Source organism: Amycolatopsis sp. (assembly GCF_025464955.1).
GTDB lineage: Bacteria > Actinomycetota > Actinomycetes > Mycobacteriales > Pseudonocardiaceae > Amycolatopsis.
On the sequence record NZ_JAODNM010000083.1, the window covers coordinates 24270 to 47254 of the forward strand.

Consider the following 22985-nt stretch of genomic DNA (forward strand, 5'->3'; position numbering starts at 1 on the left):
AGGAGCTCACGTGAGCACGAACGACGGGCCCGGCGTTCCGCCGGAGGGGGCTCCGGAGCGGACCTCCGTCTTCAGGGCCGACTTCCTTGCCGACGTCGAGGCGCAGCATGCCCCGCCGGCCCCCGAGGCTCCGGCCGCCGGTGTCGACGCGCTTCGCTCCGGTGAGGCCTTGCTGGTGGTCAAGCGGGGTCCGAACGCGGGTTCACGCTTCCTGCTCGACCGCGACACCACCAGTGCGGGACGGCACCCGGACAGCGACATCTTCCTCGACGACGTCACCGTTTCCCGGCGTCACGCCGAGTTCCGGCGTGAAGGCGGCGAGTTCGTGGTGATCGACGTCGGCAGCCTCAACGGCACCTACGTCAACCGCGAGCCGGTCGACCAGGCCGTGCTGGCCGGCGGCGACGAGGTCCAGATCGGCAAGTTCCGCCTGGTCTTCCTGACCGGCCCCGGTTCCGGGGGTCAGGGGGCGCAGTGACGGCGGCCGGGCGGCCACAGCGCGATGGGTTGAGCATCGGGGCCGTGCTGGCGCAGCTGCGCGGCGACTTCCCCGATGTCACCATCTCCAAGATCCGGTTCCTCGAGTCGGAGGGCCTGGTACAACCAGGCCGTACTCCGTCGGGGTACCGGCAGTTCGCCGTGGCGGACGTGGAGCGACTTCGCTTTGTGCTGTCCGCCCAGCGGGATCACTACCTCCCGTTGAAGGTCATCAAGGAGCAGTTGGACGCGGCCGATCAGGGCACCGAGCCGGTGCCGTCGGCGTCCGCCCAGCGGCTGCCGCGCAAACTGGTCTCGCTCGGTTCGTTCGACTCCGGCCGGGGCGACGGCGAGCGGTCCAGCATGCCGTCGCCGGAGGACTTCGCGACCGAGCGCGAGATCCGGCTGACCATGGAGGAGTTCCTCGCACAGGCGGGTATCGACGCCGCCACCCTCGCCGAGCTCCAGCAATACGGCCTGGTCCGGCCCGGTGCCGCCGGTTTCTACGACGCTGACGCGGTGCTGGTCGCGCAGACGGTGAAGGCGATGACCGAGTTCGGCATCGAACCACGCCACCTGCGGGCATTCCGCGCCTCGGCCGATCGTGAGGTCGGCCTGCTCGAACAGATCGTCGCGCCGATCTACCGCCATCGCGACGCCGACGCGAAAGCACGCGCGGACGAAGTAGTCAAGGAGTTGGCGGCGCTGTCCGTAGCGCTGCACACGCTGCTAGTCAAGGCCGGTATCCGAGGCGTAACAGGCGGTTAACCCCTGTGCGCGCGGCACGGTCACGACACATCTTGCAACTGTCAATTGTTCAACTCTGCGCACGCAATGCCGTACCGTGAGAAGAAGTTCGACACAGTCCGGAGAGCGAGCACAGCGCCCACAACACGGGTAGCGTCAGGGACAGACGACGCGGGAAACCCGTGCAAGCGCTGCGGCCCGTGTGCAGGAGAGGGAGGCGAAGCCCGATGAGCGAGATGCGCGTCGTCGGTGTGCGGGTCGAATTGCCCGCGAATCAGCCGATCTTGTTGCTGCGGGAAACGGAAGGCGAGCGGTACCTCCCGATCTGGATCGGGTCAGTGGAGGCCACCGCGATCGCCTTGGAGCAGCAGGGCGTCCGCCCCGCTCGACCGTTGACGCATGACTTGCTGAAAGAGGTCATCGGTGCGCTCGGGCGAGAGCTCGAGCAGGTCGTGATCACCGACCTCCGCGAAGGCACGTTCTTCGCGGAGCTGGTGTTCGACGGCGACGTGCGGGTTTCGGCACGTCCCAGCGATTCGGTCGCCCTCGCGTTGCGGATCGGTGTGCCGATCCACGCCGAGGACTCCGTGCTCGAAGAGGCCGGGCTGATCATCCCGGACGAGCAGGAGGACGAGGTCGAGAAGTTCCGCGAGTTCCTCGACTCCGTGTCCCCGGAAGACTTCCGCGGGGCCGACACCTAAACCGGCCAAACCGACTCAGGGGACCTTTCGTACACGAGCTCCGTACGAAAGGTCCCCTGAGTCGTACCCGGCGGCCACTGTCTTCACCCAAGCTAGGCCGCGGCCGCACGTTCGAAGATATCCGCGAGCTGACGTCCGTACGTCTCGAGGTCCAGCTTCGGGTCGGCGGCCAGCTGCGCGGCGACGCCGTCGACGGCCTGGCTGACCGACATGGCCATGACGTCGGGGGCGAACTCGCCGAATACGCCTTCGCGCTGTCCCTGGGTCAGCTGCCGGGCCAACTGACCCACGCGAACCTGCTGGACGACGATGCCGGCCATCGACCAGCCTTCCGTGTCGTCGGCGTGAGCCGCCATCTCGAGCATCACCCGGACGCACTCCGGGTACGCGCCGAGGAACGCCACTTCCGACTCGATGTAGGCGCGCAGCATGCCGCGCCGGTCGGCGGGGTCAACGACGCCCTCGGTACGTTCGGTAAGGAAGCTGCTTTTGAGGTCCGTGACCGCGCTCAGGACCTGCTGCATCAGGCCCGCCTTGTTGGTGAAGTGGTAGGAGATGATCCGCGTGCTGCTCAGGCTCGCGCGTTCCTTGATCCGAGCGAACGAGGTCTTGGCATATCCGTGCTCACCGATGGTGGCGATGGTCGCCCCGATGATCTGCGCCCGGCGGGCCGCTTCGGTGACACTCAGGCCGAGTTCCGGCTGGTGGAAGTCGTTTACGTGCATGAGTAAAAAATAACATGACTGAGTAAAAGTGACAAGTCGGTCGATAAAGCCTCAATATGACCTTGAGGTTTGCCGCGCGTCGCGTTGACCGGCTCGCCGCCCGCGCTTACCGTCAAAGGCGTTAAATCGCTTCGGTGTGATTCGCGCCGGCTGGGGCTTGCCCTTCGCGATTGACTAACCGTGGATCCCCCTGATGGGATCGGACGGGCTTTTTCGCCGGCCGCCAGGTCGGGCGAGGGGAGGCACGCGTGGTCGAGGCTGGGACTCACTCCGAACGGGAGCCGATCCAGCACGCCGGTGGTGAGCAGGGTGAACTGTTCCCCGATGCCTCGCTGCCGGACGAACTGGTCGGTTACCGGGGTCCGGCCGCCTGCCAGATCGCGGGCATCACCTACCGTCAGCTCGACTACTGGGCGCGGACGAAGCTGGTGGCGCCGAGCATCAGGACGGCACACGGATCCGGTTCGCAGCGGCTGTACTCCTTCAAGGACATCCTGTCGCTGAAGGTCGTCAAGCAGTTGCTCGACGCCGGCGTTTCGCTGCAGAACATCCGGGTCGCCATCGACTATCTGCGGTTGCGCGGGGTGGGGGACCTCGCCAAGGTCACCCTCGTCTCCGACGGCACCACGGTCTACGAGTGCACTTCGCCGGAGGAGATCGTCGACCTTCTCCAGGGTGGGCAGGGCGTCTTCGGAATCGCGGTCAAGGGCGCGATGCGCGAGATCAGCGGCACGATCCACGAGTTCCCGGCCGAGCGGGCCGACGGCGGCGAGATCGAGCTGATCGAACCCGACGAGCTCACGCAGCGCCGTAACGCGCGTCGCACCGGCTGAATGATCAGCTTCTCGTCGGCCAAGGTAAGCTGACACCGTAGTCGCCAAACCCGCGCGGGAGAGTCCGAGCCAGCAACAATGAGCTCGGCGCCGAAGGAGCAAGTCCTCCCCGGAACCTCTCAGGCACAAGGGACCGCGTGGGCGAGACGCCTCTGGAAAGTGGGTCCGCAGGTCACCATCTGCAGACCCCGCCGAAGGTGCAAGCCCGGCTCAACACACGGGTGAAACTCTCAGGCGCCCCTCACCGGGCACGGACAGAGTGGGGAGGGCTCAGGACAACCGTCCGAGCCCGTCCCCCACCCGTCGGAGGCCGTCATGGCGCTCGATCGTCTTTCCCTCGCCTCCCTCGAACAGGGTGCCGCGTTCGCCGATCGCCATATCGGGCCAGGTCCGGCCGAGCTCGCCCGCATTCTCGACGTCATCGGCGTCGGTTCCCTCGACGAACTGGCCGAGCGAGCGGTTCCCGCGTCCATCCGTGAACCGCGTCCCGTGATCGACCTGCCCGAACCCGCGTCCGAAGCGCAGGCGCTGGCCGAGCTGCGCGCGCTGGCCGCGTCGAACCGGCCGATGGTGCAGATGATCGGCCTGGGTTACCACGACACGGTGACCCCGTCGGTGATCCGCCGGAACGTGCTCGAGAACCCGGCCTGGTACACCGCGTACACGCCCTACCAGCCGGAGATCTCCCAGGGCAGGCTCGAAGCGCTGCTCAACTTCCAGACCATGATCGAGGATCTCACCGGCCTGCCGATCGCGAACGCGTCGATGCTCGACGAGGCCACGGCCGCCGCCGAAGCGATGACGCTCGTCAGGCGTGCCCGCAAGTCGAAGTCGGCCAAGTTCGTCGTCGACGAGGACACCCTCCCGCAGACGATCGAGGTCGTCCGCACCCGGGCCGAGCCGCTGGGCATCGACATCGTTCTCGCCGACCTGTCCCAGGGCATCCAGGGGCTCGGCCTCGGCGGGGACTTCTTCGGCGTGCTGCTCTCGTATCCCGGTGCGTCGGGGGTGGTGCGCGACGACGCCCGCACCATCGCCGAAGCCCATGACCTGGGCGCGTCGGTCGTGGTCGCCGCCGACCCGCTCGCACTCGTCCTCCTGCGGCCGCCAGGCGAGATCGGCGCGGACGTCGTTGTCGGGTCGACGCAGCGATTCGGTGTGCCGATGGGGTTCGGCGGCCCGCACGCGGCGTATTTGGCGGTACGTAAAGGTTTGGAGCGTCAGCTGCCCGGCAGGCTGGTCGGGGTCTCGGTCGACGCCGACGGCGCGCCCGCGTACCGGCTCGCGCTGCAGACCCGCGAGCAGCACATCCGGCGTGAGAAGGCGACGAGCAACATCTGCACCGCCCAGGTGCTCCTCGCGGTGATCGCGTCGATGTACGCGGTGTACCACGGGCCGGAGGGGTTGCGCGCGATCGCCGCCCGTGCGCACCGCATGGCGACCGTGCTCGCGGCGGGACTGGCCGAAGGCGGGATCGAGGTCCTGCACGGCGAGTTCTTCGACACCGTGACGGCCGTCGTCCCGGGCGTGGCGGCGTCCGTTGTCTCGGCCGCGCGCGATGTCGGCGTCAACCTGCGCCTCACGGACGCGGACCACGTCGGCGTCACCTGCGACGAAACGACGACGCGGGAGCATCTTTCGCTGGTGTGGAAGGCGTTTGGCGTCACAGTGTCCGATGTGGACCTGCTCGACGTCGACACCGCCGACGCCGTTCCGCCGGATCTGGCGCGGACGTCGGAGTTCCTCACGCACCCGGTCTTCCACGCGCACCGTTCGGAAACGGCGTTGCTGCGGTACCTGCGGTCGTTGGCGGACAAGGATGTCGCGTTGGACCGCAGCATGATCCCGCTCGGGTCGTGCACGATGAAACTCAACGCGGCCGCGGAGATGGAACCGATCACCTGGCCGGAGTTCGCGGGTCTGCACCCGTTCGCGCCGGCCGAGGACGCGGCGGGACTGCTGGAGATCGTTGCCGATCTCGAGCGCTGGCTGGCCGCGATCACCGGCTACGACGCGGTTTCCCTGCAGCCGAACGCGGGAAGCCAAGGTGAGTTCGCCGGTCTGCTGGCGATCCGCGCCTACCACCGTGGCCGGGGCGAGGCGGCTCGGGACGTCTGCCTGATCCCTGCCAGCGCCCACGGCACGAACGCGGCCAGCGCGGTGATGGCCGGGATGCGCGTGGTCGTCGTACGCTGCGACGAGGAAGGCAACATCGATCTCGGGCATCTGCGGTCCACTGTGGACGAGCACCGCGCCGACCTCGCCGCGATCATGATGACCTACCCGTCGACTCACGGCGTCTACGAGGACGCCGTGGTCGAGGTGTGCGCGCTGGTGCACGCGGCGGGCGGGCAGGTGTACGTCGACGGCGCGAACTTGAACGCGCTGATCGGCCTCGCACGGTACGGCGAGTTCGGCGCGGACGTGTCGCATCTCAACCTGCACAAGACGTTCTGCATCCCGCACGGCGGCGGTGGCCCGGGGGTGGGCCCGATCGGCGTTCGCGCCCACCTCGCGCCGTTCCTGCCGAACCACCCGCTGCAGCCGCTGGCCGGCCCCGCGACCGGTGTCGGCCCGATCAGCGCGGCGCCGTGGGGCAGCGCGTCGATCCTGCCGATCTCGTGGGCGTACGTGCGGATGATGGGCGCCGACGGCCTTCGCCGAGCCACGCTCACGGCGGTCGCCACCGCGAACTACGTCGCGAAGCGGCTGAACGACCACTACCCGGTGCTTTATTCGGGCCACGGCGGGCTCGTGGCGCACGAGTGCATCCTCGACCTGCGGGCGATCACCAAACAGAGCGGTGTCACCGTCGACGACGTCGCGAAGCGGCTGGCGGACTACGGCCTGCACGCGCCCACGATGTCGTTCCCGGTGGCGGGCACGCTGATGGTCGAGCCGACCGAGAGCGAGGACCTCGCTGAACTCGACCGGTTCTGCGACGCCATGATCGCCATCCGCGGCGAGATCGACCGGATCACCGCGGGCGAGTGGTCCCTTTCGGACAGTCCACTCCGGAACTCCCCGCACACCGCCCGCTGCATCGCCGGTGACTGGGATCGTCCGTACAGCCGCGAAGTCGCCGTTTTCCCGGCAGGCGTCACCGCGACGAAGATCTGGCCCCCGGTCCGCCGTATCGACGGCGCCGCCGGGGACCGCAACCTCGTCTGCTCCTGCCCGCCCGTCACCGCCTTCGCCTAACTCGTGTCGACAGACGGCAAACTCACGAGTTTGCCGTCTGTCGACACGAGATTGTCGGCTATGGACGTGAGTTGGTCAGGACGGGACAGTCGTGTCGGGTTCCAGGCGTTGGCGTTCAACGCCACAGGGGTGGCCCCGAGGGAGCGTTGGTCAGGACGGGACTTTGTCCAGGAAGCCGTGGACCTGGGCGATCCGGCCGTCGGTCAGCGTGATGACGTCGAAGCCGACGACCAGCGGCTCGTCGGCGCCGGGGGCGCTCAGGTGCCAGGTGAAGCGGGCGGTGTCGTGGTGGCCGTCGGCGTCGCCGTCCAGGCTGAACACGAGGCCTGCGAACTGCGTCTGCGCTCCGGCGATGAACGTGTCGACGCCATCGTGTCCTGTCACGTCGCCCAGCGGGTCGGTGTAGCGGACCTGCTCGGTGAACAGTCCGGCGATCAGCGCACGTCGTGCGGCGGCGTCGGTCTCGTTCCAGACGGCGATGTAGGCCTCGGCGGTGTGCTGGAAGTCGGACATCGGGATACCTCGTTCTTCTCTTGGGGGGCAACCACTTCCGTGTGGTTGCCGATGCCAGGAACTGTGCCCCGGGGGATGGCCGCCCGTCGATTACGCGGGAGGTAATGGCGGCGGGTACGCCCAGGTGCGTAGCGTCGCGATGGTGACAACCGCGATGGCCACGCGCCAGCCCCAGCGTCCGGTCGGCGAGCTGCTCCGCGAGTGGCGGGACCGCCGCCGGATCAGCCAGCTCGACCTGTCGATCTCGGCCGAAATCTCGACGCGGCACCTCAGTTTCGTCGAGACCGGACGTTCACGGCCGAGCCGGGAAATGGTGCTGCGCCTCGGCGAGCACCTCGACGTCCCCTTGCGCGACCGCAACCACCTGCTGCTGGCCGCCGGTTACGCGCCCGTGTACGCCGAGAGCGGCCTGGCGGATCCGGAAATGGCGGTGGTGCGCCGTGCGGTGCGTCAGCTGCTCACCGGGCACGAGCCGTATCCGGCGGCTGTGGTCGACCGCGGCTGGAACCTGGTGGAGGCGAACGCCGGGCTCGCGCTGCTCACCAAGAACGTCGCGCCCGAGCTGCTCGCGTCGCCGTCGAACGTGCTGCGGGCGACGCTGCACCCCGACGGGATGGCGCCGCACATCGTCAACCTGGGAGAGTGGCGGTCGCATCTGCTCGGCCGACTGCGCCGCCAAGTGCTCCAGACCGCGGACCCCGTGCTGACCGAGCTGCTCGACGAGCTGCGCGGCTATCCGTGCGACCAGCCGGTGCCGGAGGTCGAAGTTCCCGGCCCTGGCGACATCGTCATCCCGCTGCGCCTTCGCGACGGGGACAGCGAGCTGGCGTTCTTCAGCACGGTCGCGACCTTCGGCACACCGCTCGACATCACTGTCGCCGAGCTGATGATCGAATCATTCTATCCGGCTGACGAGGCGACCGCTGCCTACCTGCGGGAGCCGCTCACGTCCCGGTGATGCCGTCCTTGGCGAAGGTGGCCTTCTGCGCGGGCTGCTGGAGGAACGCGCGGAAGCTCTGCGCGGCCCGCATCTGCGTCTCGCTGATGGACGTCCCGGACAACCCGAGGAACGGGTAGTCGGCCGAGATCGTCGAGGTCAGCGACTGCGGGAGCGAGCCGATCAGCGCCGGGTTGCGAGCCTGCAGCTGGCTGCCCCAGTACGTCGACTCCGGGATCCAGGCATCGGGGAGGCCGCCGACCGAGTCGACGGAGGTCTGCCCGGACAGCGCGTCGAGCATCTGCTGGGACGTCTTCGCCAAGATGTCGGCGTGCACGCAGTGGTCGTCGACCACGGTGTTCGACTGGTCCCAGCTGTCCGCTGCCTCTTGGATCGGCTTCAGGACCGCCGGGGCGACGACGACCGTGATCGAGGCGGACCCCGCGGTGCAGGACGCCGCTGCGGCCTCGGCGCGGTTGTTCAACTCACCGGACGCCCAGTTCCAGCCGAAGACGCCGACCACGATGAGGCCGACGAGGACCAGGCACGCGATGGGCCACTTGGCGACCCCGCGCCTCGGCGCGGCCTTTCCGATCGCTCGATGGGTGCCGGTCGTGTAGGTGCTCTCGACGTCTTCACGTGGTTCCGGCTGGTGCGGCACGGGGTCTTCTTGAAGGGTGTGTCGCCCCATCGTCGTCCTTTCACGTCCTGGTCACCTGCTCTGCGTGTGCTTTCGCTCTGTCACGAGACCAAAGCGTTATCACCCTAACAGGCGATTAATCGCGCGAGAAGTGGTGACTCACAGTTCTCACTCAACGTCATGCCGCCATGACAAAACGATGTCGAAGATCGACATTTTGAACGTTTTAAGGCACGGCTGGTGTGCTCAGTTGTTCGCAGATCGCGATTAGCCGCTCACGTAGCGGCGCAGCCCGCTGAGCGAACTCCGCCTGCGCGCGGGCGTAGTCGGCGCGTCCAGCCGGAGTCTCGATGCGCACCGCCGGATAGCCGTAGTCGGCGAGGTCGTAGGGGCTCGCCCGCATGTCGAACGCACGGATCTCCGCGGCGAGCGCGAAGCAGTCGCCGATCAGCTCCGCCGGGACGAACGGGTCGAGCTTGTAGGCCCACTTGAACAGGTCCATGTTCGCGTGCAGGCAGCCCGGCTGTTCGAAGTCGATCTGGGTGACGCGGGTGGGCTGCAACTCGTTACGGGGGCGGGCGGGTTCGGTGAAGAACCGGAACGCGTCGAAATGCCCGCACCGCACGCCCATCGACTCCACGACCTCGTCCGTGCCCGCCGAGCCGAGCCGCAACGGCACCTGGGCGTGCCGAACCTGCTCCGCGGACTCTCGGTACACCATCGCCCACTCGTGCAGCCCGAAACAGCTCAGCCTGGGTGGACGTGACGCCGTCGCGCGCAGCAACTTGACCAGGAAACCGGCGCTTTTGGCGCGGGCGGCGGTCAGTTCGACGTCCACGAGCGCGACGCCGCCGGTGACCTCGCCGAACCCGCGCCGGTCGAGGAATCGCCGCGCGGACGTCCCGGCGAGCACCACCCCGGCTCCCGGCTGCCACCGCTCGAGATGGGACGGCTTGTGGGAGTAGTAGCTGAACAGGAAGTCCAGCACCGGGTGCTTCTCACCGCGGGCGCGCCGCTCGGTGTGCGGTCCCGTCCACTGCCGCATGCGCGTCAGATGGGCGGTTTCCCGTGCCTGCCACTCTTCCTCGGCCAGTACGTTCATGCCGGTGAGTTTCATGCCACCGGATTTCATGCCACGACGTGAGTGCCGTCGCGCACTGTCCCCACGTACTCCTCGACGAGGTCCTCCAGCGCGACGACGCCCACCGGGTTGCCCTCGGCGTCGAGTGCCGTGGCGAGGTGGCTGCCTTCCTTCCGCATCGCCGACAGCGCGACGTCGAGCCGGGAATCGGCGCGCAGCTCGGTGAGGCTCCGGGTCTTCGACGCCGGCAGTGTGCTGGACGGATCGTCGTTCGCCTGGTCGAGAATGTCCTTGACGTGGATGTAGCCGACCAGCCTGCCGTCGTCCGCCCGCACCGGGAAGCGCGAGAAACCCGTTGACGACACGGCCTTTTCGACGTCGCCCACGGTCGGGGCGCTCGGCAGCGTGGTCAGCTGGGCGTTCGGGACCAGTACGTCGGCGACCGTCTTCTGCACGGAGGACAGCGTCTGGCTCAGCCGCTGATGCTCCGATTGGTCGAGTAGGCCCTCCTGCCGCGACTCGCTGAGCAGCTCGGCGAGCTCGGCGGAGGTGTACGCGGTCTCCAGCTCGTCCTTGGTCTCCACGCGGAAAAGCCGCAGCGTCGAGTTGGCGACGAAGTTCAGCAGCCAGATGAACGGGTTCACCACCTTGACCCAGCCGACGTGCACGGGCACCAGCCAGAGCGCCAGCCGTTCCGGCTCGGCGATCGCGAGGTTCTTCGGGACCATCTCGCCGATGAGCACGTGCAGGATGGTGATGAACGCCAGCGCCAGCGCGAACGAAATCGGATCCAGGAGTACCTGCGGAATCCCGAAGAGGTCGAAGAACCCCGACAGCCGATGCGCGATGGCCGGCTCGCCGAGGCGCCCGAGCAGCAGTGAGCAGATGGTGATTCCCAGCTGCGCGCCGGCGAGCATGAGCGAGACCTTCTTGCTCGCGTTGATCACGATCTGGGCGCGGGCCTTGCCCTGTTCGACGAGCGCTTCCAGGCGGTCACGGCGGGAGGAGATCAGGGTGAACTCCGCGCCGACGAAGAACGCGTTGGTCAGCAAGAGGACCACGACGAGGAAGATGTAGAACCAGTCGCTCATCGGCGGGACACCTGCTTGAGCGTCGCTCCGGCGGAGGTGACGGCCGCTTCGAGGCGGCACACGGTGACCTCGGCGATCCGGTGGCGATCCATCACGGTCACGGTCAGCTTCCAGCCGTCGACCTCGGTCGCGTCACCGACCACCGGGATCTTGCCGAGCTTCTCCAGGATCAGCCCGGCGATCGTTTCGTAGTCGCCCTCGGGCATGCGGAAACCGGTCACGTCGGTGATCTCGTCGGCGCGGAGCTGGCCGGAGACCTTCCAGCTGTCCACTCCGAGCTGCTCGGTCGAGGGGACTTCGCGCCCGTCGTGCTCGTCGCGGACATCGCCGATGATCTCCTCGACGACGTCTTCGAGGGTTACCAGGCCCGCGGTGCCGCCGTACTCGTCGACGACGATCGCCAGCTGGAACCGCGAATCGCGCAGCCGGGTGAGCAGGGTGTCGCCGGGGAGCGACTCCGGCACCGTCGGCACCGGGCGCATGACCGAGCCGATCCGCACGGTGTCCCGCTGGTCCCTGGGCACGGTGAAGGCCTGCTTGATGTGGACCGCGCCCTGCACGTCGTCGAGGTCCTCGGTGTAGACGGGGAACCGCGAGAACCCGGTGCGCCGGGAGATGTCGACGAGCGCGTTGATCGAGTCTTCGACGGTCAGCGACTCGAGCTGGACGCGCGGGGTCATCAGCTCGTCGGCCGTGCGCTCACCGAACCTCAGCGACCGGTCGAGCAGCCGCGCGGTGGACTCGTCGAGCGTGCCGCTTTCCGCGCTCGTGCGGACGATCGACCCGAGTTCCTGGGGTGAGCGCGCCGAGCGCAGCTCTTCCTGTGGCTCGACGCCGAACTTGCGGACGAGGAAGTTGGCGCTGTTGTTCATCAGCGTGATCAGCCAGCGGAACAGCGCCGAGAACCGGGAGTGGTAACCGGTCACCGCGCGCGCGGTCTGCAGCGGCCGGGCGATCGCGAGGTTTTTCGGGATCATCTCGCCGACCAGCATCGACAGCATCGTGGCGATGATCAGGGCCAGTGCGATGGAACCGGCTTCGGCGACGTCTTCACCGAAGCCGATTCCGCTCAGGACCGGGCGGACGAGTTTGCCGATGAGCGGCTCAGCGAGATAACCGGTGATCAGCGTGGTCAGCGTGATCGCGACCTGGGCGCCGGACAGCTGGAACGACAGCGTCCGGTGGGCCTTCTGCACGATCTTGGAGCGGCGGTCGCCGACCTGGCGGACATTCGCGTCGACCGTGCTGCGCTCGAGCGCGGTCAGTGAGAACTCGGCGGCCACGGCGAGGCCGGTACCGGCCGTCAGCAGCAGGAAGACCAGCACACCGAGGATGGAGAAGACGATGTTCATCGGGGAGCACCGCCTGGACTGCGGCGGGCGGGTTTCGCGGGTAAGCCGGGTCTTCCACCCGGCTCGATACTGTCACCAGGTGATTGCGCGTCGCGCACGAAAGGTGCACTCCCTCTTGAAATCGAATTACTTCCGTCGGCGGTAGCCACAATCTTAACGTGTGCGTACCGTCGCGCGCGCCAAGCGGCCGTATTGGGCGGCGACTATCGTCCGCGGTGCCGTCGGACGCTCTCCTCGACGAGGTCGAGCACCGGGCCCAGGTCGTCCGCCGGCAGGCCCATCGCGAGGTGTGAAACCAGGCCTTCGAGGACGAGTTCGAGGAACGAAGTCAGCACGTCGACGTTGACGTCGTCGCGGAGGATTCCGGCTTCACGCTGGCGCAGGAGCCGCTGGCGGGTCGCGGTGGTGAGCTGCTGGGACCGCTCGGCCCACCTGGCGCGGAACTCCGGGTCGGTCCGCAGGCGCCGAGACACCTCCAGCCGGGTACCCAGCCAGTCTGCCGGGTGCTCGCTGCCCTCGGACAGCAGGTCGCGCATGACCTGGACCAGGCCCTGCTCGGCGACTACGTCGGCCATCCGGATGGCGTCGTCCTCGGCCAGGGCGAGGAACAGCGACTCCTTGTCTCGGAAGTGGTGAAAGATCGCGCCGCGCGACAGCCCGGTGGCTTCCTCGAGCCGCCGAACCGTGGCACCCTCGTATCCGTAGCGGGCGAAACAGACACGCGAGCCGTCAAGGATCTGGCGCCGGCGTGCGTCGAGGTGATCCTGGCTGACCCGTGGCATCCTGTGTTCTTAACACCGTACGTACCGGTAAAGCAATCCGTACGTACGTACTGTGAGCCAATGGGGGCATCGGCTCGGCTGGGCGGCGTGCGGCTCTGGTCTACGGCAGCGAGGACCGGGGGCCGGCGGGTGAACGTGCGCGCTGGGGTCGCCCGTGAGGTTTCGGACGTCGTGAAGGCCTAGTTGAGTGCGCCTTACGCCGTGAAGGTGGCCTTCACGTCAGGTCACAAGGCCGCACCTGCCACATCAGCCGTACTCGCCCCGGTCCTTGCTGCAGTAGAGCCGAACCCGCCATCTCAACCGACCAACCACCGGACGCGCCGCACCCGCCCCCTGCCGTGCCGCCCCAAGCCGTGAGACCTACGGGATGAGCAGCGCGGGCCGTTCGGCGTGCTCGGTCGCGGCCTGGGTCAGCACCACGTGGTTGTTCGCCGCGAGCTGCCAGCCGGTGACGCGCGGGGGCACGCGGTCGACGTTCCACTCGGTCAGCAGCAGTGCCACCTTCGCCTGCATCTCGGTGCGCAGCCGCAGGAACGAGTCGGCTGGATCCGCGCCGACCTCGCCCAGCAGCAGCCACCACGCCCACGCGGCCGCGCCGGCGTTGGCGACGAAGTCCGGGATCACCGGGATGCCGCGCGTGACGAGCAGGGCCTCGGCCTGCGGGGTCGTGGCCGCGTTGGCCGCTTCGATGACTACCTTCGCCGCGATGGCGTCGACGTTGTCCTCGCGGATCGCGTAGGAGATCGCGGCGGGTACGAAGATGTCGGCTTCGATGCCGACGACGGCGTCGCGGGGGAGTAGCTGGACCTCCGCGGGGACCCTGGATCGGTCGATCTCGCCGAAGTTGTCCCGCAGGTCGAGCAGCGCCGGGATGTCGAGACCCTCTGGCCGGTACAGCGTGCCCGCGGCGTCGGCCACCGCGACCACGCGCATGCCGGCCTCGTGGAGGTACCAGGCGGCGCCGCCGCCCATCGTCCCGATGCCCTGGATGGCGACCGTCGTCTCGGCGTCGTCCCAGCCCCAAGCCGCCGCGACGCCCTGACAGGCCTGGGCGACGCCGTATCCGCCGACGACGTCGCCGAGCAGCAGACCACCTGCCACGGGCGCGTTCAGTCCGGCCTGGACCCGCCGCAGCGTCCGCTCCGGATCCGCCGAACGGCCGATGGCGGCGTGGTACGACTGCTGCAGGCCGAGCTTCGCGAACACGTCGTCGATCAGGTGCTGGGGCACGCCGAGGTCCTCGGCGGTGACCCAGTGCGACTCCAGCCACGGCCGCAGGAACGAGCAGAACCGTTCCAGCACGCCGAACGCGCCGGGATCCTTCGGGTCGAAGTCGATACCGCCCTTGGCCCCGCCGACCGGCAGGTTGAACGTCGCGGTCTTGTTCGCCATGCCCCTGGCCAGGTCCTCGACCTCGCCCATGGTGCAGCCCGCCCGCATCCGGGTGCCGCCGGTGGCGACCCCGGAGACCAGCGTGTGCACCACCAGGTAACCGTGCGTGCCGGTGACCGGGTCGGTCCACGTCAGCCTCATCAGCGGTTCGGCGTTCTGGGCGGTCATCGCTACGCACCTCCAGGGTGAAAACTCGGGGATTCGGGCAGCTGTCGGCGGCCTCGACCGAGGGTGCGCCCCGGGTGCGCCGCGCGTCCAGTTAAGGAAACTGCACGGTGGCGTTTAGGGTTGGTAAATGGAGCTTTCCTTGCACCGTCTGCGGATGCTCCGGGAACTGCACCGCAGGGGCACGGTGACCGCCGCGGCGGCGGCCTTGCACTACACCGCTTCGGCGGTGTCGCAGCAACTTGCCCAGCTTGAACGCGACGTCGGCGCGAAGCTGTTCGAGCGGCTCGGCAGGCGGGTGCAGATGACCGAACTCGGCGTCCTGCTGAGCGAACACGCCGAAGAGATCCTGAGTTCGGTCGAGCGGGCGACGTTGGCGCTGGAGGAAGCACAGGAGTCCGTGTCGGTGCGGCTCACCGCGGGAGTGTGGGCGTCGGTGGCCTACGGCCTGCTGCCCGCCGCGCTCGTCACCCTGGCCGCCGACCACCCCGGGATCGAGGTCAGGACCAGGGAGCTCGCTCCGGAAGCCACCGCCGAAGCCGTGCGCGACGGGACGCTCGACCTGTCGTTCGTGATCGACTACTCCGACGCTCCGATGGTGTGGGGCCCCGGCCTGGAGCGCTCCGTCATCGCCGTCGAGCGGCTGCACGCCGCCGTGCCGGCCGGAACCGTGCCGGGCGGCATGGCCTCGCTGTACGACCTTGCCGAACACCCGTGGGTACTGGCCAGCCCGAAAAGCCATTTCGGCCGTGCGATGCGGGTCGCGTGCCAACGCCACGGCTTCGAACCGAAGATCAGCCACGAGGTCGAGGAGCAGGCGACCGCGATGGCGATGGTCGGGGCCGGGCTGGGCATCACGCTGGTCTCCGACCTCGGCCTGATGCTCAGGCCGCCGGGCATCGACATCGTCACCCTGACCACCCCGCTGATGCGGACGGTCTCCATCGCCTACCGCACGACGTCCTCGCGCAGGCCGGCGTTGAACCTGGTCATCGAAGCGGTGCGCGCGGCCGCCGCGGAGTTGGGTCTCGGCGCGGAGTCCGCGTTGCCCGGTTCCCGGACGGCCCAGCAGCACTAGACCGTCCGGGTGTGTCCCCAAGGGCCGAAAATTCTTACGGTCCGCTTGTCGACGGCCTCGGCGAGCGACGGCGGCTGCGATTGTCGTACCCCGCGTGTAGCGTCCGAAGCGAGTGATTTCCTAGATCGAAGAAGGCCGATGAGACATGGAACGGACATGACCGCGGTTCGCGATTTCCCGGAAAACACCGGCAGTGCGGTCCGGCAGGCCAAGGCCTCCAACCGCACCGCGCGGGTGCTTTCCGACCGCGCAGCCGGTGAGGCCTATGTGGCTTCGGTGTGTTTCAAGCATGGGCCGCCGAGGCTGCTCGGTGTCGAACTCGAATTCATCGTGCACTACGCCGACGACCCTCGAAGACCCCTCAATCCCGATGACCTGGCCGCCGCACTGGGCGACCACACCCCGCGGACCCTGCGTCCCGAAAGCCCCGCCGAACCATTGCCGGGCGGCTCGCCGATGAGCCTTGAGCCCGGCTGCCAGGTGGAGATCTCGGCCCTCCCGCAGCCTTCACTGCGTGAGCTCGTCGAGGTGGTCTCCGCCGATCTGGCCTATCTCACCGATCGTCTCGCCGGGCATGGCCTGCGCCTGGGCGAGCACGGTATCGACGCCTTCCGTCCGCCGGTCCGCCGGCTGCAGACCGAGCGTTACGCCGCCATGGAACGCCGATTCGCCCCCATCGGCGATGGGGGTATCACCATGATGGCCGCCACGGCCGGCCTGCAGATCTGCCTCGACGCCGGCGAAGCCGACCAGGTCGCCGCCCGCTGGGCCGCGGTGCACGCGGCCGGGCCGCCCCTGCTGGCCGCCTTTGCCAACTCCCGCCGCCATGCCGGGCGGGACACCGGCTACGCCTCCGCCAGGTGGCTCGCGGTGATGCGGACCGAACACGTGCGGACGTTCGCCGCGTCGGCGTCGCCCGATCCGGCCGCGGACTGGGCCGAGCGCATCCTCGACACCCCGCTGATGGTGTTGCCGAGGCAGCGCCCGCAGCCCTGGGACGCGCCCGAAGGCGTGTCCTTCGCCGACTGGATCGCCGGCCGCGGTGCGGCCGGGTTGCTCGATCCGCCGACCGAGGACGACCTCGCCTACCACCTGACCACGATGTTCACCCCGGTGCGGCCGCAGGGCTACCTCGAGGTGCGCTACCTGGACGCCCAGCCGGGACAGCAGTGGCTGGAGCCGACGGCCCTGCTCACCGCCCTGCTCGCGCGTCCGTCCACTGTGGACAGCCTGCTCGAGGTCTGCGAACCGGTGGCGGACCGGTGGGAGTGCGCGGCGAAGTTCGGGCTCGACGATCCCGAGATCGCCGCCGCCGCCAGGAAGGTGATCGACCTCGCCTGTGCCGAACTGGGCACGGTCGGTCTCCCAAGAGAACAGCTCAGCCAGCTCATCGAAGCCGCGCAAGCGCGCGTGCGGGCCTGAAGGAATTTGTGCCATGACTCAAGAACTGAGTGAGAACCCCAATCCGCTCCGCGAACTGAGCCCGCAAGACCTGCGGGCCCACGCCGCCGAAGCCATGACGAGGGCGAGGGCGCGCAGTGCCCTGCTCACCGATGCCGTCGACGACTCGGACCTCGTGCGGCAGCATTCGAAACTGATGTCCCCCTTGGTGTGGGACCTGGCGCACATCGGCAGCCAGGAAGAACTGTGGCTGGTGCGGGACGTCGGCGGCCGCGAGCCCGTCCGCGGCGACCTCGACGAGATCTACGACGCGTTCATGCACGCCCGCGCCGATCGCCCCAGCCTCCCGATGCTCGGCCCGGCCGAAGCCCGCCGGTATGTCGGCGAGGTCCGGGCGAAGTCGTTGGAGGTACTGGAAACCGCGCCGCTGGAAGGCAGCAGGCTGACCGAGTCGGCGTTCGCCTTCGGCATGATCACCCAGCACGAGCAGCAGCACGACGAGACGATGCTGGCCACCCACCAGCTCCGCCGCGGCGAGCCGGTGCTGCACGCGCCGGAGCCGCCGCCCGCGCGGTCCGGACGGCTGCCCGCCGAGGTCTTCGTCCCGGCCGGGCCGTTCGTGATGGGCACCTCGGCCGAGCCGTGGGCGCTGGACAACGAACGACCGGCGCACGAGGTGTCCGTAGCGGCGTTCTTCATCGACACCACTCCGGTCACCAACGGCCAGTACCTCGAGTTCCTCACCGGCGGCGGCTACGACGAGGAGCGCTGGTGGAGTACCGCGGGGTGGGCGCACATCAAGCAGGCGGGGATCGACGCGCCGCGGTTCTGGCATCGTGAGCCCGATGGCTGGTGGCGGACCAGGTTCGGCGTCCACGAACCCGTTCCGGTGGCGGAGCCGGTGGTGCACGTTTCGTTCCACGAGGCCGAGGCGTACGCAGCCTGGGCGGGCAAGCGGCTGCCGACCGAGCCGGAGTGGGAGAAGGCCGCCCGCTACGACCCGGCCACCGGCCGGTCCCGCCGATTCCCTTGGGGCGACGGGGAACCGACTTCGGACCAGGCGAACCTCGGGCAGCGCCACCTCCGTCCCGCCGTGGCCGGGGCGTACCCCGAGGGGGCGTCGCCGCTGGGGGTGCACCAGCTGATCGGTGACGTCTGGGAGTGGACCTCGAGCGACTTCGGTCCGTATCCCGGGTTCGCCGTGTTCCCGTACAAGGAGTACTCGGAGGTCTTCTTCGGCCCGGACTACAAGGTGCTGCGCGGCGGTTCTTTCGGCACCGATGTCGCCGCTGTGCGCAGCACGTTCCGTAACTGGGACTATCCGATCCGGCGGCAGATCTTCTCAGGGTTCAGATGTGCCAGGGACGCCGGGCGCGGGGAGAGCTGAGCCGATGTGCCGCCATCTGGGGTATCTCGGCGAACCGCGCGCGCCGTGGGAGCTGCTCTTCGGAGCTCAACACTCCCTGCTGACGCAGTCCTACGCCCCTGCCGATATGCGCGGAGGGGGCACGGTCAACGCGGACGGCTTCGGGCTCGGCTGGTACACCGACGATCCCAAGCCGCTCCGTTATCGGCGTTCGACTCCACTGTGGACGGACGAGACGCTGCCCGCGCTCTCGTCGTCGATCCGGACCGGCGCGTTCGTCGCGGCGGTCCGCAACGGCACCACGGGGATGCCGGTGACCGAGCCCGCCGCCGCGCCCTTCGCCGACGGGCGCTGGCTGTTCAGCCTCAACGGCGTCGTCCGCGGCTGGCCGGAGTCGATGTCGTCGTTGGCCGCGAAGCTGCCGGTGACCGAACTGCTCACGCTGGAGGCACCGACCGATTCGACGCTGCTGTGGGCATTGCTGCGCGACCGGCTGCACGCGGGGGAGGACCCCCTCGAAGCGGTCGCCGACCTGGTGCGCGCGGTCGAGCGGGCCGCGCCGGGGTCTCGGCTCAACCTGCTCCTGACCGACGGGGAGGTCCTCGTCGCCACGGCGTGGACGCACTCCCTGTCGGTGCTGAGCGATGCCGCCGGGGTGACTGTCGCCTCGGAACCGATCGGCGACGGCGCCTGGCAGCCGGTGCCCGACGCGCACGCCGTGCGGGTCGCTCGGGGCACCGTGGAGTTCATCCCGATCAGACAGTGAAGACGGCAGTGAAGACCGGCAATGAAGACAGGCACCGAAGAACCAGCAGTGAAGACCGCACGCAAGACCGGTCAGGGAAGACCGGCAACCGAGTCCCAGTCACGGGACAGGCAGTACCGAGGATCGGAGTGTTCGACCGTCATGACCGAAGTCGATCTCGACGTGCACCACAGTGACGAAGACGTCACCGCCGCCCTGCGCGCGGACGTCCGGGACGGACTGACCGCGGCGCAGAAGTGGTTGCCGCCCAAGTGGTTCTATGACGCCAAGGGGAGTGAGCTCTTCGAGGACATCACCACTCTGCCCGAGTACTACCCGACGAGGTCCGAGCGGGAGATCCTGGCGGCCCGGGCCGGCGAGATCGCCCGAGTGACCGACGCGCGCACCCTCGTCGAGCTGGGATCGGGGTCGAGCGAGAAGACTCGCTTGCTGCTCGACGCGCTGACCTCGCACGGCACCCTCGCCGCGTTCGTCCCGCTGGACGTCTCGGCGTCGGCGCTGGCCGAGGCCACCGAGGCGATCGCGGCCGACTACCCCGGCCTGGAGGTGCGCGGGGTCGTCGGGGACTTCACCCAGCACCTGGACCTGCTGCCGGGCGCCCAGCCCAGGCTGGTGGCCTTCCTCGGCGGGACCATCGGCAACTTCCTGCCGATCGACCGGTCCAAGTTCCTCAGTTCGGTGCGGGATGTGCTGGAGCCGGGCGAGTGGCTGCTCCTGGGCACGGACCTGGTCAAGGACCGGGAGACGCTCGAGCGGGCGTACGACGACGCCGCGGGCGTTACCGCGGACTTCAACCGCAACGTGCTGCGCGTGATCAACGAGCGGCTCGGCGCAGATTTCGCGGTCGACGAGTTCGTCCACGAGTCGTACTGGGACGCCGAGTCGGAGTGGATCGAGATGCGGCTGCGAGCGAGCCGCGAGACCACGGTCCACATCCCCGGCGCGGACCTCGACGTGCACTTCGACGAGGGCGAATACGTCCGCACGGAGATCTCGGCGAAGTTCCGCCCGGACGGGATCGCGGCGGAGCTGGCGGCGGCGGGGTTCGCCGTCGAACAGTGGTGGACGGACACCGAGGAGCGCTACGGGGTGACACTGGCACGATCTGCGCGTGCGTAATCCTCTTTCGCTTCTCGCCAGGGTCATCGGTCAGCAGACCTGGATGCTGAAGCTCGCTCCGGCCATCATCTGGACGGAGACCAGGCTCCACGCCCTGTTCAACGGCCGGATCACGCTGCTCGGCGCGGCCGGGCTGCCCTCGTTGCGGGTCACCACGACTGGTCGCAAGTCCGGTTTGCCCCGCGCCGTGAACCTGCTGTACTTCCCGTACCAGGGAAACTACGTACTGACGGGTTCGAACTGGGGCAGGCCGGCGGCCCCGGCATGGGTGTTCAACCTGCGTGCCAATCCCGTCGCGACGATCGTCGTCCGGGGCCGCGAGATCGCCGTCAAGGCGCGAGAGGTCGACGCCGAGGAGTACGACGAGTACTGGCGTCTGCTGCTCGAGTTCTGGCCCGGTTACGAGATGGAACTGCGCGAAGCGGGCCGCCGGTTCGCGATCTTCGTGCTCGCCAAGACCACCCGATAGGTTCGTGCCTGCTCCGCACCGGTGACGGGACTCACCGGGCTGTGCCACTCTCACCCAGGTAACTCACCGTGACGCGTCGGAGCGCACGGTGGTGACGGGAGGAGACGTCTTGCCGAGTTCGACGAGGAGGCCGATGCGGGCCGGGATGCTGGTCGGCGTACTGATCGCGGGAACGGCACTGGTGGGTCTGCCGGGGATGGCGTCGGCCATGGTGAGTGCCGGCGACGGCCCGGCCGTCCTCGGTCAGGGACCAGCACCCGCGAACGCGCCCGCGACCAGAACCGCTGTGGCGCCTGCGGTCGAGCCGGTGGACTGGCAGCCGTGCCCGTCGGCGACGCTGAGCGGGGTCGCGGCCGACCAGCAGAAGACGTACAGCTGCGCGACCTACCGCGTCCCGATCGACCACGGCAACGCCGCGCTCGGCACGATCGACATCGCGCTGCTGAAGCGGGCGGCGAAGACGCCGGGCAAGAAGATCGGCTCGCTGTTCCTCAACCCCGGTGGTCCCGGCGGCTCGGGTCTGAAGATGCCGATCTCCGCACAGTCGTTCCTGCAGCCGGACGTGCTGGACCGATTCGACACGATCGGCTTCGACCCGCGCGGGGTCGGCGCGAGCAACCCGTTGCGGTGCTTCACCACCAAGGAGGACTCCGACGATGTTTTCGGCGGCATGATGCCCGAGCCGTCGACGCGCGACGAGATCTCCACGGAACTCGCCGCCTACCAGGACTACGCGCAATTCTGCCGGACCAACGCGGGCGCGTTGCTCGACCACATGTCCACCAAGGACGTCGCCCGCGACCTCGACACGCTCCGCGCCGCTGTCGGGGACGAGAAGCTGACCTACGTCGGCTTCTCATACGGGACCCTGATCGGCGCGACCTACGCCGCGATGTTCGGCAAGCAAACCAGGGCGATGGTGCTCGACGGCAACGTCGACCCCGCCCTGCGGACCTCGGACGGCACGCGGTACGACCGCGAACGCGCCAAGGGCACGGAAGCCTCGCTCAACGGGTTCCTGTCGAAATGCCAGCAGGTCGGCCCGAAGTGCGCGTTCGCCGCCGGTGAGCAGCCGCGGCAGAAGTTCGACGAGCTCCGGACGTACCTGCGTCAGCAGCCGATCAAACTGCCGGACGGGTCGGCGTTCGACCTCAACATGTTCACCAGCGCGGTGGCGGGCACGCTGTATTCGACGCCGGACTTCCCCGCGCTGGCCACCGACCTGCAGGGCCTCTACGAGATAACCCATCCCGCCCCGGCGAAACCGAAGTCGGCGGCGGACTTCAAGCTGCTGACACTGGGAAAGCCGACGCACAACGGCTTGCTGGACCTGGCTCCGGACAGTCCGTACGGCGCGGACGACTCGTACCTCGGCGTCAACTGCTCGGACAAGAAGTCCACCACTTCCGCCAACGACGTCGCGTCCACCGCCGCGACCTGGGAAGCCGAGTCGCCGACCTTCGGCCGGTACCAGGCGTTCGCGGACACGGCGGGCTGCTCGGTGTGGCCGGCCAAGTCCGACGCCTACACCGGCCCGTGGCGGGCGCAGACCGACAACCCGGTGCTCGTGGTCGGCAACTACCACGACCCGGCCACGCGGTACAGCTTCGCCCAGCAGATGGCCTCCGAGCTCGGGTTCTCCCGCCTGCTCTCGGTCGACGCGTTCGGCCACTGCGTCCTCGGCCACTCCGCGGGGGTGGACAAGGCCACCACGGCGTACCTGACCGACCTGACGATCCCAGCCGACGGCCAGGTCTTCCAGCCGGACACCCAACCCTTCGACGTCCCTGCCAAACCCTGACCGCCGCAGCGGGTCGGGTGGTCGGTTCTGTTCAGAGCAGCAAGGACCGGGGCGAGTGGGTGCTGGTAGCGGAGCTGAAGGCCAGTCACGTCGTGCAGGTGGTGCTGGTGATCGCGATGTGACTGCTGGGACTCCCGAAGGCACTCTCGGCAGGCCAGAGACGCCGTGAAGGCCAGTAATGCCGAACTCACCACCTCAAACCGACGAACCACCCGACACCTTAAGGCCTTGCCGATAATTAAAGCGTTGGTTTGTTGGGGTCTTCCGGTGTGATGCCCGAAGCGGTCAGGTAGTCGTGGAACTGGGCCAGTGTGGTGAGTGGAGTGCCTGGCTCGGTGACGTGTCCGA

At 68.5% G+C, this 22985-nt stretch carries 21 protein-coding genes and 1 riboswitch; of the genes, 13 read left to right on the forward strand and 8 right to left on the reverse strand.

Going from position 1 to position 22985, the window contains the following annotated elements:
- The first annotated feature begins 10 nt into the window (after positions 1-10).
- The 3 genes from garA (at position 11) to JWQ81_RS18780 (ending at position 1925) form a co-directional block, all read left to right on the forward strand.
- Complete coding sequence (gene garA, locus JWQ81_RS18770; protein WP_297543242.1) at positions 11-478, forward strand: glycogen accumulation regulator GarA; 468 nt, start codon at positions 11-13, stop codon at positions 476-478.
- On the forward strand, positions 475-1245 hold the full coding sequence (locus JWQ81_RS18775; protein WP_297543244.1) for a MerR family transcriptional regulator: 771 nt from the start codon (positions 475-477) through the stop codon (positions 1243-1245). The genes garA and JWQ81_RS18775 overlap by 4 nt, the downstream gene beginning before the upstream one ends.
- Before the next feature lie 206 nt (positions 1246-1451).
- A complete protein-coding gene (locus JWQ81_RS18780; protein WP_297543246.1) occupies positions 1452-1925 on the forward strand; it encodes a bifunctional nuclease family protein in 474 nt (157 codons plus the stop codon).
- Positions 1926-2017: 92 nt separating this feature from the next.
- Here the strand turns inward: JWQ81_RS18780 and JWQ81_RS18785 are convergent, their stop codons facing one another.
- Positions 2018-2650, reverse strand: coding sequence for a TetR family transcriptional regulator (locus JWQ81_RS18785; protein WP_297543248.1), 633 nt, complete (start codon positions 2648-2650; stop codon positions 2018-2020).
- 248 nt (positions 2651-2898) lie between these two features.
- On the opposite strand from JWQ81_RS18785, the gene JWQ81_RS18790 reads away from it, so the two are divergent.
- Positions 2899-3483 carry a MerR family transcriptional regulator gene (locus JWQ81_RS18790; RefSeq protein WP_297543250.1) on the forward strand — a complete coding sequence of 195 codons (585 nt, stop codon included), beginning with the start codon at positions 2899-2901 and terminating at the stop codon, positions 3481-3483.
- Positions 3484-3528: 45 nt separating this feature from the next.
- Positions 3529-3629, forward strand: a riboswitch (glycine riboswitch).
- Positions 3630-3798: 169 nt separating this feature from the next.
- Positions 3799-6684, forward strand: coding sequence for an aminomethyl-transferring glycine dehydrogenase (gene gcvP / locus JWQ81_RS18795; protein ID WP_297543252.1), 2886 nt, complete (start codon positions 3799-3801; stop codon positions 6682-6684).
- A 150-nt stretch (positions 6685-6834) separates the two neighbouring features.
- On the opposite strand, the gene JWQ81_RS18800 is transcribed toward gcvP, so the two are convergent.
- The gene (locus tag JWQ81_RS18800) at positions 6835-7197 is read right to left on the reverse strand and encodes a nuclear transport factor 2 family protein (RefSeq protein ID WP_297543254.1); all 363 of its coding nucleotides are present in this window, start codon (positions 7195-7197) and stop codon (positions 6835-6837) included.
- Positions 7198-7351: 154 nt separating this feature from the next.
- Between JWQ81_RS18800 and JWQ81_RS18805 the strand changes: the two genes are divergently transcribed.
- Positions 7352-8155 carry a helix-turn-helix transcriptional regulator gene (locus tag JWQ81_RS18805; protein WP_297543256.1) on the forward strand — a complete coding sequence of 268 codons (804 nt, stop codon included), beginning with the start codon at positions 7352-7354 and terminating at the stop codon, positions 8153-8155.
- Here JWQ81_RS18805 and JWQ81_RS18810 read toward each other — a convergent pair.
- The 6 genes from JWQ81_RS18810 to JWQ81_RS18835 all read right to left on the reverse strand — a co-directional run bounded on the left by JWQ81_RS18810 (position 8142) and on the right by JWQ81_RS18835 (position 14640).
- Positions 8142-8795, reverse strand: coding sequence for a hypothetical protein (locus JWQ81_RS18810; protein WP_297543258.1), 654 nt, complete (start codon positions 8793-8795; stop codon positions 8142-8144). The two genes, JWQ81_RS18805 and JWQ81_RS18810, sit on opposite strands and share 14 nt — an antisense overlap.
- Before the next feature lie 205 nt (positions 8796-9000).
- A complete protein-coding gene (locus JWQ81_RS18815; protein ID WP_297543260.1) occupies positions 9001-9906 on the reverse strand; it encodes a 3-methyladenine DNA glycosylase in 906 nt (301 codons plus the stop codon).
- The gene (locus JWQ81_RS18820) at positions 9903-10946 is read right to left on the reverse strand and encodes a hemolysin family protein (RefSeq protein WP_297543263.1); all 1044 of its coding nucleotides are present in this window, start codon (positions 10944-10946) and stop codon (positions 9903-9905) included. Before JWQ81_RS18820 ends, JWQ81_RS18815 begins: the two co-directional genes overlap by 4 nt.
- Positions 10943-12298, reverse strand: a complete 1356-nt coding sequence (locus JWQ81_RS18825; protein WP_297543265.1) for a hemolysin family protein — start codon at positions 12296-12298, stop codon at positions 10943-10945. The genes JWQ81_RS18820 and JWQ81_RS18825 overlap by 4 nt, the downstream gene beginning before the upstream one ends.
- Before the next feature lie 203 nt (positions 12299-12501).
- Entirely contained in the window at positions 12502-13080 is a 579-nt protein-coding gene (locus tag JWQ81_RS18830; protein WP_297543267.1) for a TetR/AcrR family transcriptional regulator, read from the reverse strand.
- Positions 13081-13440: 360 nt separating this feature from the next.
- Positions 13441-14640 carry a Glu/Leu/Phe/Val dehydrogenase dimerization domain-containing protein gene (locus JWQ81_RS18835; RefSeq protein ID WP_297543268.1) on the reverse strand — a complete coding sequence of 400 codons (1200 nt, stop codon included), beginning with the start codon at positions 14638-14640 and terminating at the stop codon, positions 13441-13443.
- A 127-nt stretch (positions 14641-14767) separates the two neighbouring features.
- Here JWQ81_RS18835 and JWQ81_RS18840 point away from each other — a divergent pair, with 127 nt between their 5' ends.
- The 7 genes from JWQ81_RS18840 (at position 14768) to JWQ81_RS18870 (ending at position 22637) form a co-directional block, all read left to right on the forward strand.
- A complete protein-coding gene (locus tag JWQ81_RS18840; RefSeq protein WP_297543270.1) occupies positions 14768-15715 on the forward strand; it encodes a LysR family transcriptional regulator in 948 nt (315 codons plus the stop codon).
- 156 nt (positions 15716-15871) lie between these two features.
- The gene (locus tag JWQ81_RS18845) at positions 15872-17137 is read left to right on the forward strand and encodes a glutamate-cysteine ligase family protein (protein WP_297543272.1); all 1266 of its coding nucleotides are present in this window, start codon (positions 15872-15874) and stop codon (positions 17135-17137) included.
- 13 nt (positions 17138-17150) lie between these two features.
- Positions 17151-18503, forward strand: a complete 1353-nt coding sequence (gene egtB, locus JWQ81_RS18850; RefSeq protein ID WP_297543274.1) for an ergothioneine biosynthesis protein EgtB — start codon at positions 17151-17153, stop codon at positions 18501-18503.
- Positions 18504-18507: 4 nt separating this feature from the next.
- Positions 18508-19248 (forward strand): ergothioneine biosynthesis protein EgtC, encoded by a 741-nt coding sequence (gene egtC, locus JWQ81_RS18855; protein ID WP_297543276.1) that lies wholly within the window; start codon positions 18508-18510, stop codon positions 19246-19248.
- A gap of 141 nt (positions 19249-19389) precedes the next feature.
- On the forward strand, positions 19390-20367 hold the full coding sequence (gene egtD / locus JWQ81_RS18860; RefSeq protein ID WP_297543278.1) for an L-histidine N(alpha)-methyltransferase: 978 nt from the start codon (positions 19390-19392) through the stop codon (positions 20365-20367).
- Positions 20360-20836: a nitroreductase family deazaflavin-dependent oxidoreductase gene (locus JWQ81_RS18865; RefSeq protein ID WP_297543280.1), complete on the forward strand. Its 477-nt coding sequence runs from the start codon at positions 20360-20362 to the stop codon at positions 20834-20836. Before egtD ends, JWQ81_RS18865 begins: the two co-directional genes overlap by 8 nt.
- 133 nt (positions 20837-20969) lie before the next feature.
- A complete protein-coding gene (locus JWQ81_RS18870; RefSeq protein WP_297543283.1) occupies positions 20970-22637 on the forward strand; it encodes an alpha/beta hydrolase in 1668 nt (555 codons plus the stop codon).
- The last annotated feature ends 348 nt before the right edge of the window (positions 22638-22985 follow it).